Annotated in this window: 12 protein-coding genes; 8 read left to right on the forward strand and 4 right to left on the reverse strand. The window is 63.1% G+C overall.

The window, feature by feature from the left end:
- Positions 1 to 120: 120 nt before the first annotated feature.
- Entirely contained in the window at positions 121 to 834 is a 714-nt protein-coding gene (locus H585_RS0103525) for a Smr/MutS family protein (RefSeq protein WP_014260294.1), read from the reverse strand.
- A 159-nt stretch (positions 835 to 993) separates the two neighbouring features.
- On the opposite strand from H585_RS0103525, the gene H585_RS0103530 reads away from it, so the two are divergent.
- The 7 genes from H585_RS0103530 to H585_RS0103560 all read left to right on the forward strand — a co-directional run bounded on the left by H585_RS0103530 (position 994) and on the right by H585_RS0103560 (position 8,646).
- Positions 994 to 2,421 (forward strand): YdgA family protein, encoded by a 1,428-nt coding sequence (locus tag H585_RS0103530; protein WP_027366781.1) that lies wholly within the window; start codon positions 994 to 996, stop codon positions 2,419 to 2,421.
- A 401-nt stretch (positions 2,422 to 2,822) separates the two neighbouring features.
- Positions 2,823 to 3,812, forward strand: a complete 990-nt coding sequence (locus tag H585_RS0103535) for a DnaJ C-terminal domain-containing protein (protein ID WP_027366782.1) — start codon at positions 2,823 to 2,825, stop codon at positions 3,810 to 3,812.
- Between the two features lie 18 nt (positions 3,813 to 3,830).
- Positions 3,831 to 4,145, forward strand: a complete 315-nt coding sequence (locus H585_RS0103540; protein ID WP_005984797.1) for a chaperone modulator CbpM — start codon at positions 3,831 to 3,833, stop codon at positions 4,143 to 4,145.
- 94 nt (positions 4,146 to 4,239) lie between these two features.
- Positions 4,240 to 6,906, forward strand: a complete 2,667-nt coding sequence (gene clpB / locus H585_RS0103545) for an ATP-dependent chaperone ClpB (RefSeq protein WP_014260297.1) — start codon at positions 4,240 to 4,242, stop codon at positions 6,904 to 6,906.
- Positions 6,907 to 7,291: 385 nt separating this feature from the next.
- Complete coding sequence (locus tag H585_RS23205; protein WP_154658844.1) at positions 7,292 to 7,435, forward strand: hypothetical protein; 144 nt, start codon at positions 7,292 to 7,294, stop codon at positions 7,433 to 7,435.
- Positions 7,436 to 7,494: 59 nt separating this feature from the next.
- On the forward strand, positions 7,495 to 8,076 hold the full coding sequence (locus tag H585_RS0103555) for a flavodoxin family protein (protein ID WP_027366783.1): 582 nt from the start codon (positions 7,495 to 7,497) through the stop codon (positions 8,074 to 8,076).
- 276 nt (positions 8,077 to 8,352) lie between these two features.
- Positions 8,353 to 8,646 carry a hypothetical protein gene (locus tag H585_RS0103560; protein WP_014260299.1) on the forward strand — a complete coding sequence of 98 codons (294 nt, stop codon included), beginning with the start codon at positions 8,353 to 8,355 and terminating at the stop codon, positions 8,644 to 8,646.
- Positions 8,647 to 8,690: 44 nt separating this feature from the next.
- On the opposite strand, the gene H585_RS0103565 is transcribed toward H585_RS0103560, so the two are convergent.
- Positions 8,691 to 10,451, reverse strand: a complete 1,761-nt coding sequence (locus tag H585_RS0103565) for a motility associated factor glycosyltransferase family protein (RefSeq protein ID WP_027366784.1) — start codon at positions 10,449 to 10,451, stop codon at positions 8,691 to 8,693.
- 90 nt (positions 10,452 to 10,541) lie between these two features.
- Between H585_RS0103565 and H585_RS0103570 the strand changes: the two genes are divergently transcribed.
- Positions 10,542 to 12,881, forward strand: a complete 2,340-nt coding sequence (locus tag H585_RS0103570; RefSeq protein WP_027366785.1) for a cysteine synthase — start codon at positions 10,542 to 10,544, stop codon at positions 12,879 to 12,881.
- Here the strand turns inward: H585_RS0103570 and H585_RS0103575 are convergent.
- On the reverse strand, positions 12,871 to 13,170 hold the full coding sequence (locus tag H585_RS0103575) for a cold-shock protein (RefSeq protein ID WP_014260302.1): 300 nt from the start codon (positions 13,168 to 13,170) through the stop codon (positions 12,871 to 12,873). The genes H585_RS0103570 and H585_RS0103575 overlap by 11 nt on opposite strands.
- Complete coding sequence (gene infA / locus H585_RS0103580; RefSeq protein WP_005984815.1) at positions 13,167 to 13,385, reverse strand: translation initiation factor IF-1; 219 nt, start codon at positions 13,383 to 13,385, stop codon at positions 13,167 to 13,169. The genes H585_RS0103575 and infA overlap by 4 nt, the downstream gene beginning before the upstream one ends.
- Between the last annotated feature and the right edge of the window lie 65 nt (positions 13,386 to 13,450).

Genomic DNA, 13,450 nt, shown 5'->3' on the forward strand with positions numbered 1-13,450 from the left:
GCAGATTGCTTTTAAGACGCCCGCTCCGGCGTTGACGGCGCAAGTGAATTGCGCCTACGCCTACGCGGCGGCAAGCCATGCCGACGCATGGCTTGAGAGCATTTTCAAAAGCAAAATGCTCTAATCGCCCCAGAAACTGGTGCGGTCGAACTTGACCTTGCCCTCGCTCTTCTTGCGCTTGCGCAGCAGCACATAGATGGCCCCGGCCCCGCCGTGGCGCGGCTGGGCCGTGCAGAAGGCCAGCACAACACGCTTGAGCGGATCGCGGGTCAGCCAGGTCTGGGTTTCCTGCCGGAGCACGCCCAAGCCTCCGGGCGAGTTGAGACCCCGGCCGGTGACGATCAGCACCACACGCCGACCCATGAGATAGGACTCGCGCACAAAAAAGAGCACCGAATCCATGGCCTGCTCGGCGTTGCAGCCATGCAGGTCCAAATGGGCCTCCACGGATAGCGCGCCGGCCATGAGCTGGCGCAGGGTGCGTTCGTCCAAGCCGCGTACGTGGCCCTGAAGGAACTCGTCGGTGAATTCCAGGTCGAACTCCTGCTCGCCGGCCACGAGGCGGCGGAGCTGCTCCTTGGCGGCGGCTTCCCCGGTCTGCTCGCCAGCGGGCTGGAGCGTCTCGGGGGCCGGGGGGGGAGTCTTGGTCAGGTCGCGACCCGAGCGCCCCTTGATGGGCTGCACGCCACCCATGGCCGAACAGAACATGGCGCCCTCGTCCGGCTCGACCTCTGGGGCCGGAGCAGGTTGAGGCTTGGGCTTGGGCGCCTGCTTGGCCTGCTTGGGCGCGATCTTGATCTTCTTAAGCTTTTCGAAAGGCTTATTGTCATCCATGGTTGTATCCAAAAAGGCGGGTTAGTGCCGGGGAAGGTAGCCACTCGGAGCCGGGGTGGCAAGCCGGCAGCCCACATATTTCGGATCACCTTGGAATGTATATTGAATGTGCCATGCGGAGGTTGGGTCCGGAGGCAATTCTGACCATAAGGGGAATACATGCGCAAGCATTTGTATGTGCTGGCTGGCGCGGCGGGCGTCGCGGCACTCTATGTGGCGCTAGCGTGGTTTATGGGCGCGCAGGCTGAGCAGAAGTATCAAGCCCTGCTTGAGCCCGTGGTCACGCAGAGCGGACTAGAACTGGTTCACGAGGGCTACGAGAGAGGCGTACTCACTTCCACGGCAAGGACGCGAGTCGTGCTGCCGTATCCGGCGGACCCCAAGGCCACCCGAGAGGCGGGTGCGGCAGGGGCTCCCGAACGAGTGTCTCTGCTGCTGGAATCGACCATTATCCATGGACCGCTCCCGTTTCGGCAGCCCGAGGGACGGCTCGTGCTCAAGCCCGTGCAGGCGATCATCGAGTCGAAACTTGTGCATGAGCCCGCAAGCGTGATCCCACAGGAGCTGGATATCCGCTCGGTCGCGGTTGTGGGAGCCTTGGGAGGTATCACGGTCTCCACATCCGTACTGCCTGTGGAGATTGCCTTGCCTGGGGGCCAGGGGACACGGGTGTTCTGGAAAGGTATGGAACAGGAACTGCGCCTGTCCCGCGACATGGTTGAGCTTGAAATTGAAGCCAGAGGTGAGGGGTTGGAAATCGGGGATGCCGACGTCCGCCTTGCCGTGGGACCTTTCTCCCTGACCGGTGAGTGCCGTCGCAGTGAGGAGGGCTTGTATGTCGGCGAGATGCAGGGAAAGCTCGACAATATGACCATGGGCGCGGGCCAGGACAATAGTTCCATTGACTTCAAAATGGCCGAGCTGGATGTCGCGATGCGGGATAGCGCCGAAAACGGGTTGTTGGCGATCGAGTATGCCCTGAGCGCCAAGACCGTCCATGCGGGCGATTGGGATGCGGGTCCCTTGTCGTTGACCATGATCATGCGCAATTTCGATATCGCTTTGATCCGCCAATACCAGGCCAGTTTTCAGGAAATGCAACTCAAGGCCGGCGCGATTTCCGAGGAAGAGCAGCAGAAACTGCTCCTCGATTCACTGGACGGTTTGCTGCCCGGCCTGTTGCGGCCCTCGCCGGAATTCGCCTTGAAGGATTTGGTGTTGCGCACGCCCCATGGTGATTTGACTGGGCTGTTCAAGGTGGCGGTGCATGGCGAGACGGTCCAGGAAAACATCACGCCGGCCCAGGTGCCCATGCTGTTGGATATCAAGGCGGACGCGGCTGTGGACGAAGGATTATTTCTTGCGCTTGCGGAGCGGTTCATCAAGCCTCAATTGGTGGAGGCCGGTGCCGAGCCCGAGGTTGTCGATGACGCGGCCAAGCAGTCGGCTCTCCAGACCCTGGACAGTCTCGCGGCCCAGGGCGTGCTCTTGCGGGAGGACGGCCACGTGCGCTCAGGCTTCACCATCAAGAACGGCGTGATCGCAGTCAACGGCAAGCCCATACCCATATCCTTATCCGGGCAGTAGCCGCATCCAGACCTGAACTGACAGGAGCGGCGGCCTTGCCCGCCGCTCCTCCCTTGCCATTCCAGCTTGCTTTGGAGCGTATCTTCAAAGTCCTTATGCTGGTCGCACGGCCAAGCCAAAAACTATCGAATCATAAAAATGCGGGGGCAAGGGCCACTGCCCGGCCGGGAGGAGTGCGAGAAGGGCGGAGCCAGCCTCAACTCTTCTGATGACAGCTCCTAGCTGTTTGTTTGCACTTGGTTTCCTTGCCTACCCTAATATATAGTGCCTGACACTGCAGCAGAGTACATTGTTGTCAGATCGTTGACATCGGCCTGCGCAGAATTATCTAGGCTTCCGGAATCGTTTCTGTTTCGGAATATAGCCTAAGGAAATCGAGCCCAGAGGAGAACCGAGCGACAATGAGCGTCAAGTACAAGGACTACTACGAACTGCTGGGCGTGAAGCGCGGCGCCTCCCAGGAGGATATCTCCAAGGCATTCAAGAAGCTGGCAAGAAAATACCATCCGGACCTCAATCCCAGCGACAAGACGGCGGAGGATAAGTTCAAGGAAATCAACGAGGCCTACGAGGTTCTCAAGGACCCGGAGAAGCGTAAGATGTACGACTCCCTGGGTCCCAACTGGCAACAGGGCCAGGATTTCCAGCCGCCTCCGGGATTCGAGAACATGAACTTCGGGTTCCAGTCCGGCGGAGGCCGGGGCGGGGCGGGGTTCGACTTCAGCGACTTCTTCGAGAGTGTCTTCGGAGGCGGCGGAGGCTTTAGTCAGGCTCGCGGCGGCTTTGGTGGAGCCGGGGCTGGGCAGGGCTTTTATGGTGCCGGTAGCCGCACGGCACGGCCGCGCAGAGGCCAGGACGCCGAGGCCGAGATCGAGCTTTCGCTGGAGGAGGTCATCCGAGGCGGCTCCAAGGCCGTGACGGTCACCGAGCAAGGGCCGGGTGGCATGCCCGTGCCGCGCACGCTGAACGTGAACATCCCGGCCGGCATCAAGGAAGGCCAGCGCATCAGGCTTTCGGGTCAGGGCGGCCCCGGCATGGCCGGCGGACCGGCCGGCGACCTGTACCTGCGCGTTAAGCTCGCGCCGCACCCGCTCTACAAGGTCGAGGAGGGCAACATCGTGCTCGATCTGCCCCTGGCGCCCTGGGAGGCGGCCATGGGCGCGACGGTCAACGTGCCTACCCTGGACGGTCAGGTGGAACTCAAGGTCCCGGCGGGCATGGGCAGCGGCCGCAAGATGCGTCTGCGGGGCAAGGGCCTCGGCGCGGCGGGCCGGCGAGGCGACATGTACGTGCGCATCATGGTGCAGGTGCCGCAGGCCGAAGACGAAGAGATCCGCCGATTGTGGAGCGAATTGGAGTCCAAAACGGGCTTCAAGGCCCGGAACTTCTAGGCAAGGGGGAAGCACGGCATGACTCCCGACATCACGAGCGCGCGCAATCTGCCTTCCCGCTCCAAGCTCTATTCCCGGCGGCAGCTACTGGAGATCACGGGAGTGGGCGAGGTGCGCCTGACCGAAATTCTGGAGCTGGGCTGGATCGACCCCATCATGGCAGGCAATGACGAGCCGTTGTTTCTGGTCCGCGACGTGTACCGCATCGGCAAGCTTCAGCGCATCGCCACCGACTTCGATGTCTGCCTGACGGGTGCAAGCATCATCGTTGACCTGTTGGACCGCATCGAGACGCTGGAGAAACGCGTGGAGGAGCTGCGCAGGCTTTTGTAGCTCTTGCCGGTTTCCAAACAGGATATAAATACCATGTATATGCGGCACCGACGGAAGCGACGACTCGACATCGCAATCGAGAAAGGAGCCTAACATGGACATGAACAAGTTCACCCAGAAGTCCAGGGACGCCGTAGCCGAGGCCCAGGCCGAGGCCGTTCGCCTTGGACATCAACAGATAGACGCCGAACACCTCCTGCTGGCCCTGGTGCGGCAGGAGAACGGGCTTGTGCCCAATCTTCTGAGCAAGGCCGGATACGATCCCGAAGCCTATGCCAAGGCCGTGCAGGACGAGCTTGAGCGCATGCCCAAGGTCAGCGGACCCGGCGCGCAGCCCGGTCAGGTCTTCGTCACCCAGCGGCTGAACCAGGTGCTGGTCAAGGCCCAGGACCTGGCCAGGCAGATGAGCGACGAGTACATGAGCGTCGAGCACATCTTCCTGACCCTGGCCGACGAGCCCAAGACCACGGGCGTGGGCAAGGTCAATGCCCGCTTCGGGCTGACCCGCGACAAAATCCTCACGGTGCTCACGGAAGTGCGCGGCAAGCAGCGCGTGACCTCGGACAACCCCGAGGAGACCTACGACGCGCTCAAGAAATACGGCCGCGACCTGGTGGAGGAGGCCCGCAAGGGCAAGCTCGACCCGGTCATCGGCCGCGATGCCGAGATCAGGCGGGCCATCCGCATTCTGTCCCGGCGGACCAAGAACAATCCCGTGCTCATCGGCGACGCGGGCGTGGGCAAGACGGCCATCGTGGAGGGCCTGGCCCAGCGCATCCTCAAGCAGGACGTGCCCGAGGGGCTCAAGGACAAGACCATCTTCTCCCTGGATATGGGCGCGCTCATCGCCGGGGCCAAGTACCGAGGCGAGTTCGAAGAGCGCCTGAAGGCCGTGCTCAAGGAGGTCGGCCAGTCCGAGGGGCGCGTCATCCTGTTCATCGACGAGATCCACACCATCGTGGGCGCGGGCAAGGCCGAGGGCGCCATGGACGCCGGCAATCTGCTCAAGCCCATGCTGGCGCGCGGCGAACTGCACTGCATCGGCGCGACCACGGTGGACGAGTACCGCAAGAACATCGAGAAGGACCCGGCCCTGGAGCGGCGCTTCCAGCCCATCCTGGTGGACGAGCCCAGCGTGGAGGACACCATCTCCATCCTGCGCGGCCTGCGCGAGCGCTTCGAGGTGCACCACGGCGTGCGCATCGCCGACGCGGCCCTGGTGGATGCGTCCGTGCTCAGCAATCGCTACCTGACCGACCGCCAGCTCCCGGATAAGGCCATCGACCTCATCGACGAGGCCGCGGCCATGATCCGCACGGAGATCGACTCCATGCCCACGGAGCTGGACGAGATCAACCGGCGCGTCCTGCAGATGGAGATCGAGCGCGAGGCCCTGCGCCGCGAAACCGATCCCAAGTCCCGCGAACGGCTGGAGGTTCTGGAGCGCGAGCTAGCCGACCTCAAGGAGCGGCAGTCCGTGCTCATGGCCCAATGGGAGAAGGAAAAGGGCGCGGTCGAGCGCATGCGCCAGGTCAAGGAGGATATCGAGCGCACCCGCCGCGAGGTGGAGGAGGCCGAGCGCAGCCTGGACTACAACCGCGCGGCCGAGCTGCGCTATTCCAAACTGCATGCCCTGGAGAAGCAGCTCGCGGCCATGGAGCAGGCCACGGACGGCGGCAAGGGCGCGCGCATGGTGCGCGAGGAGGTCGGACCCGACGACGTGGCCGAGATCATTTCGCGCTGGAGCGGCATCCCGATTTCGCGGCTCATGGAGGGTGAGCGGGAGAAGCTCATGCGTCTGCCCGAGGAACTGCACGAGCGGGTCATCGGCCAAGAAGAGGCCGTGGACGCCGTGGCCGACGCGGTGCTGCGCGCCCGCGCGGGCCTCAAGGACCCGGCCCGGCCCATCGGCTCGTTCATCTTCCTGGGTCCCACGGGCGTGGGCAAGACCGAACTGTGCAAGACCTTGGCGGCTGCGCTCTTCGACAGCGAGGAGAACATGGTGCGCATCGACATGTCCGAGTACATGGAGAAGCACACCGTGGCGCGGCTCATCGGCGCGCCTCCGGGCTACGTGGGCTATGAGGAGGGCGGCCAGCTCACCGAGGCCGTGCGCCGCAAGCCCTACTCGGTCATCCTGTTCGACGAGATCGAGAAGGCGCACCACGACGTATTCAACGTGCTCCTGCAGATCCTGGACGACGGCCGGCTGACCGACTCCAAGGGCCGCACCGTGGACTTCAAGAACACCATCGTCATCATGACCTCCAACCTCGGCGCGGAGTACATGCTCGAAGGCATCACGCCCAAGGGCGAGTTCCGGGACGGCGTGCGCGACAAGGTCATGGACACCCTGCGCCGCAACTTCCGTCCCGAGTTCCTGAACCGCGTGGACGAAGTCGTGCTGTTCAAGCCACTCCTGCAGGAGCAGCTCAAGCAGATCATCGATCTGCAGCTCGCCGGCCTGCGCAGGCGGCTGGCCGACCGCAAGATCGAGCTGGATATGACCGACGCGGCCAAGAGCTTCGTGGCCGAGGAGTCCTACGACCCGGTCTACGGCGCGCGGCCGCTCAAGCGCTTCCTCCAGTCGCGGCTGGAAACGCCGCTGGCCAGGGAGCTCATCTCCGGCCGCTTGGGTGACGGACAGAAGGTTCTGGTGGACGTGCGCCTGGACAAGCTGGTTTTCCAGACCGACGGGCAGACCGAGAGCCAAACCGAGAGCCAAACCAAGGGGCAGGCCAAAGGGCAGATAGCGGTATAAGCTTGCAGCCCTGGTAATCCAGAGCTGCTGAGCCATCCGCTTATTTGAAAATGAACCAGCTTTGACATCGCTAGCTGGACAGAAGGCCCCGGCATATCAATTTGATATGCCGGGGCTTTTTCATCCGACGGCTGGAGAACTTCGCAAACTAATCGCGCGGGCCCTGGACTGCGCCTTGAGTCGAATAGGGTCCTGCGGCGAGCTTGGGGCTAGGGCAGTTTTCTGGTATAATTTAGAGCATTTTGCTTTTGAAAATGCTCTGCAAGCCGTGCGTCGGCATGGCTTGCCGCCGCGTAGGCGTAGGCGCAATTCACTTGCGCCGTCATCGCCGGAGCGGGCGTCATAAAGGCAATCTGATCTAGTTTGTTGCCGAGGAGCCTTGGAGATGAGCCAGGGTTACAACGGACCAAAAAACAAAACAAAGCCAATCGCCCGCAAGCCCTTGGGCATGAGGGGCTGGACGAGTATCGCCATGGCCTGCGTGCTGCACGCGCAAGCAGACTCAATGGCCGTTTTTCCGTTGAAATAGATCCTGCGAATGTGGGATGAAACAGGGGCTCTGGAAATAGTCAGAGCAAGGGGAACAGCATGCATGCAGTCTGTCTGGTGGGCAGCGCCCGCAGGAAGGGCAACACGGCGGCCATGGCTTCCAGGTTCTGTGATGGGCTGACGGCGGGCGGAGCCACTGTGTCGGTGCACAGGCTCGGCGAGATGCGCTATTCCGGGTGCATCGGCTGCTTCGGCTGCAAGACCAATGCGGACCATTGCGTGCTCAAGGACGACCTCGCCCCGGTGCTGGAAGAAGTTCGTGCGGCGGATGTGCTGGTCATGGCCACGCCCGTGTATTTCGGCGAAGTTTCGTCACAGCTCAAGGCCTTCATCGACCGTAGCTTCTCCTTCCTGCAGCCCAATTATTCCAAACTCATGAAAAAGGGCAGGCTGGCTCCAGGCAAGACCCTGGTCATGCTGATCGCCCAGGGCCATCCCAAGGCCGACCTCTTCACCGACATCTATCCCCGCTACGAGTATTTCTTCACCCGCTATATCGGTTATTCCCGCTCGCATATGCTGCGGGCCCTGGGCGTCTACTATCCGGGTGACGCCGAAGGGCGCGAAGATGTCATGGCCGAGGCCGACGCCTTGGCCTCTCGGGTTCTCGCCGGGGAGTGATTGTCTTGAGTGGTTGGCTGAGGCGGACGTGAAAACGCGGTTTACAGGTATGTGCTCGGCGTATAAAGTATTAGAGCTCTTTGAGTATAAGATCGGAATTCAGTTGAGCCTTGTTTTGGTCGTCAACTAATACACGCTTATTGCGTCATAAACATGCAAAGATGCGTCGATAATTGCTTCACTTGAGGGCAGAATCATACTGTCCGCGGGTCGGAGCATGACACGTTTGAAAAGATCATCCTGTCCAGGCAGAAGCGCAAGGGCCTGCAGCGCTTCATGCAGGGCGAAGAGCGGCTTTGCCTTGTGCGCAACGAGTTCGGTATCTTCCCAATGCTTCTATCTTCCCTGTCTCCGGCTGGCGCGACCCTGGAGTTCAAGCGGACCGTCGACGGCAACCACTTCCAGCCGGAGCAGCAGGTAACGCTCGTCGGCGTGGACAATCGCTTCGAACACCTGCTGCGGGAAATCGTCGGCCGAGTGGTCTGGTTCGACATGAGCTACATGGGTGTGACCTTCGATGCCACGTTGCCTGCCGACCTTGACGAGTTACGCCAGGACCTCGGAGCCTGAATCCGAACTGGGGAATCCAGCATACCCCAGCAATATTCCTAATCCTATTTCACCGCCAGAAAGCGATCCATCTCGCGCACCTTGGACAGTACGCGCTTGAAGATGCGGCGCACTTCTCCCAAGTCCGCCAGTGCATACGTGTGCCTGGTGCGCAGAAGTCCGCCTAGATCCACGACCTCGTTGAACAGGTACGGCAGATAGAGCGGGTCCTGTTTGAGGAAGGCCTCCACCTGCAGCAGCGTCTCATGGATATCCTGCCGGGAGGCTGCCGGCGTGTCGAACAACCGCGCCAGGCGCTTCTCCACATTGCGCAGGGATGCGGTCCAACTTGGCGAGCGGGCTTCGAACACCGGCCTCGGACTTGGCTGCATGCATTCGGCCAAGACGGCCTGAAATGCGGATCGAGGCTGGGCGTCCAGATTTGCGAGGCAGGCCACGGCTTCGTCCGGGGAGATTCGCGGGGCGCCCTCGATGGCCGCGCCGCCGCCCCAGACGTTGCGCACGCGCGCTCCGGACTGGGCGATGGACGCTTCCAGTTCGCGCTTGGAAGCCGCGTATTGTACCGAGCTGTAGACTTCGCCTCCGTCAGGGTCCTTTAACAGCACATGCTGATTGGGGTTAAAGCTCACCTGACGGCCGTGCTTGAAGTGCCCCGGCGCATGCACCGAATCCCCGCGCCAGCCGAAATCCTGCCCAAGCAGGAGAAAGTCGGAAACGCCGCAGCAGGCCAGGAAACGGAACATGGCCACGCCCACGTTGCCGCCGGCGTCGATAACCAGCTCCCGGTCCTGACCTATGTAAGTGGACAGGCCGCCCACGGTCCACAGGCCCAATGCTGGGCCGGGATAGCGCTCCACCACGCACGCGTCCATCTTGGTGGAGTAGATGAACGGGATGTTCGCGGCCCAGGCGCTGTCCAGGTGTTCGTAGACGGATTCCAGCGTGCGGTTGAAGTCCAGGCCCAGGCTCAGGTGGGGCGTGATGCCGGTCTTGCGCAATGCGGGCAGGGTCTGGAAGCCGCAGACCACCAGCGCGTTGCAGGTTCCCAGGCACTGGGCCAGGGCCGGACCGATCTGCGCCAGCGACGGACCAGCGCCCACGATGACCGCTGTCAGCCCTTTGGCTCGGCCCTGCAGGGCCAGCAGGCTGCGATGCGCCGAGGCCCGCCGGAAATTGCGCAGCTCGTTGCCGACCATGACGTCCTGTTTGCGGCGCAGGGTGGACAGTTCCACGGTGAAGGCTTCCAGGGCCGCGTGAACTTCTTCGGTCCAGCGCGCGTATGCCGGGCCGATCTGCTGGCTGGGCGTGTCGCCGCGCAGATACACCTTGCCGAAGAACACGTGCATGTCGAGCTGGTGAATGACCCGCTCCATGCATTCCTTATCCGGGGCTACGAAATGGAGCTTGCCAGCCGCGATGAACGGCCGGTAGTCGGTCTGGCTCAGGCAGGCCAGAAGCATGTCCGGATCGGGCTCCAGGGCAAGTACCTTGTGGCTGTCCGGAGTGCCGGTCAGCACACGGTGCAGCCCATAGCCGAGGTTCACGCCTACGATGAACGTGGCGGCCCTTTCGGGGCTTTCCTCGGGAATCCACCTCTGGTAAACCGCCTGGGGAGAAAGGGTTTCGAACAGGCAGGCGCCCGAGGGCAACCGCCAGTCCAGAAACCCAAGACGGTTCTTGACAATGCGCGCCTCGTCGGCCGCAAGATCGCTCGAACCCTCGCGCGTTGCCGTCAGCCAGGCGAGCAGCGCGGGATTCACGCGGGACAGGGCCGCAAGGTTATCGGCGAGAAACTGCTGGCTCATGGTCCGCGCAAAGCAAGTTCCCTGCCAGGGCTTCCCTCCGCCCGGCACGGCCGCGGCGCAACTTCCCCAGCGCGTGGGAGCGCGAATAACATGCCCATACACACGAATGTCCTCTCGCTCGTCGGCAATACTCCCCTGGTGGAGATCGGCCGACTCAATCCGTATCCCGATGTCAGGATTTTGGCCAAGATCGAGTCCAAGTCCATCGGCGGATCCATCAAGGACCGCGTGGCCCTGGCCATGATCGAGGCGGCCGAGCGCTCCGGCGAGCTGACCCCGGACAAGATCGTCATCGAGGCCACCAGCGGCAACACGGGTATCGGTCTGGCCATGGTCTGCGCTGTGAAGGGCTACCGCATCAAGCTGCTCATGAGCGAGAGCGCATCCGAGGAACGCAAGCGCATCCTGCGCGCCTACGGGGCCGAGATAGTGCTTACGCCCGGCCACATGGGCACGGACGGAGCCATCGAGGAGGCCTACCGTCTGGCCCGCGAGGAGCCGGGCAAGTACGTGCTCATGGATCAATACAACAACGAAGCCTGCGTCCGCGCCCACCACGAGGGCACGGCCCGGGAAATCTGGGAGCAGACCGCAGGCCAGGTCACGCACATGGTGGCCACCCTGGGCACCACGGGCACGGCCATGGGCCTGGCCAGCGGGCTCAAGGCCTTCAATCCGGCCATCTTCGTCGCGGCCGTGGAGCCCTTTGCAGGGCACAAGATCCAGGGCCTCAAGAACATGCAGGAGTCCTATCCTCCGGGCATCTACGACAAGAAGGCCCTGGACGCGGTGCTCAATGTAGAAGATGACGCCGCCTTCGACATGGCCCGACGCATGGCCCGAGAGGAGGGCCTGCTGGTGGGCATGAGCGCGGGGGCGGCCATGGCGGGCGCGTTGCGTCTGGCCAAGGACCTGACCGGAAGCGGCCGGCGGGCCACCATCGTATTCATCTGCCCGGACAGCGGCGAGCGTTACCTGAGTACGCCGCTCTTCGCCGCGCCGACCCAGCAGGGCTTGCGCGTGCGCGATCTAGCCAGCGGGCAGGCGCGCGTGCTGGAACCCGGCAAGGCCGGCCTTGGCTTGTTCACGCCCGGTCCGAGCCTGGACCAGGCGGGCGATCTTGAGGTCTGGCGGCGCGTGGTGCTCCTGGACGTGCTCTGCCGGCATCTGCGCGCGAACGGGGTGCAGGCCAAGGCCTGCGTTGGCTTGGCCGACCTGGATGATCGCGCCTTGGCGGCGGCCCGGGCTGCCGGGATGCCCAGGCGCGAGTTCGCCCGTCGCACGCGTGAGGAGATTCAAGGTTTGGCGGCCATGCTCGGCGTGAGCGAGGATGTCCATTTCGCCCTGGCCGGCGAGAGCACCGAGCGCGCTCTGACCCTGTGCCGCAGGCTGCTGGCCCGCGGCTTGGCCTACGAGAAGCTGCGCAGCGTCTACTACGATGTCTTGCGGGATAAGGCCTATGGCCAGACCGGCTCCATGGATCTGGAGCGCTTGAGCCTGGGCAAGACCGTGGATCTGCGGGACTATGTCAAGGACAACCCGCGCGACTTCACGCTGCTTAAACGGGTCACCCTGCAGGATCTCAAGGCCGGCGATGCCCTGGAAACCGAATGGGGCAAGGTGCGTCCCAGTTGGTTCCTGCAGCAGGCGGCCGCGGCCCTGGATGGCCTGCCGGTCTTGAGCGTGGCCTTGGGCGCGGAGACGCACCGCTTCCCGCACCTGGAGAATTTCCGGGCCATCTGGACCCTGGGCGCGGGCGTCGTTCCCACGGCCTGGCTCGTGGCCCAGCCCGTGATCGGCGTTCTCGATTCCGCCGGGGCCGATGCGCCGGGCGTTCAGCAGCCAGTCTTCGGCCTGCGTGAAGCCGTGGGAGCTGTCTCCTCGGGAGCGGCCCTGCGCATGTGGCTCTTATCCACATCCTATCACAAGCCGCTTTCGCTGCAGAGCCTGCCCATGTGGTCAAGGAACTGGCGCAAGACGCAGGAATTGTACGTCACCTTGAGCAGCGCGGAGCGGAAAAAAGGCGAGCCGGGCCAGGCCGTGGCCCAAGCGGCCTACGACCTGCGCCAGGGGTTGTTCGCGGCGGTGGAAGACGATCTGTCCCTGCACCGATTCTGGCCCGAACTGTTCAAGTTCGTGCGCACGATCAACGCAAAGCTTGCGGTCGGACAACTCAGCGGGGCCGACACTGAGTTGTGCCTGCGCAGGCTGACGGCTTGCGATCAGGTGTTGGGCATTCTGGACCACTCGCAGGCGCCCGTGAGCCCGAGCATGCTCACCGCGGAGCTTGCCGAGCTTGTGCGCCTGCGCGAGGAGGCCCGTGGGCGCAAGGATTTCCCCCAGGCGGACGACTTGCGCAGCAGGTTGTGGGAGAAGGGCTACAGGCTTGAGGATACGCCCTCGGGACCCAGGCTATACGTCAGGAGTTGACGGTATGCGGGGGCGGCTCGGCTGACGGCTGCAGCGGCACGACTTCCGCGGCCTTGCGGCCGCCCTCGCCGGGCTTGAGGGTGAAGGTGACCTGTTCGCCCTGAGCAAGAGTCTTGAACCCCGGCCGCAGAATGTCGGGCCAGCTCACGAACACGTCCTCTCCGGTCTCATCGCGGATGAAGCCGTAGCCCCTGCGCTCGTGGAACCAGACCACCACGCCTCGGCGCTTGGGCGCCTTCCCTGCGATATTGGTCTGGCTTGGATGGTCGGGCATGGAAAGTGGGTTCATTTCATCCGGTAGGTGATGCGACCTCGGGTCAGGTCGTAGGGAGAAAGCTCAACTTTCACACTGTCACCGGGCAGGATGCGGATATAGAACTTGCGCATCTTGCCGGATATGTGGGCCAGCACATCATGTCCGTTGCTCAGCTCCACACGGAACATGGCGTTGGGCAGGGCCTCCTGCACAACACCGTCCACTTCAATGGCGTCTTCCTTGGGCATTCCCTGACGTCTCCTGTGGCCTGCCCCGTTTTCCACCGGGAGGCATTCATGAAGAAACATTCATG

It is taken from the genome of Desulfocurvibacter africanus subsp. africanus DSM 2603 (assembly GCF_000422545.1).
Taxonomy (GTDB): Bacteria; Desulfobacterota; Desulfovibrionia; order Desulfovibrionales; family Desulfovibrionaceae; genus Desulfocurvibacter; species Desulfocurvibacter africanus.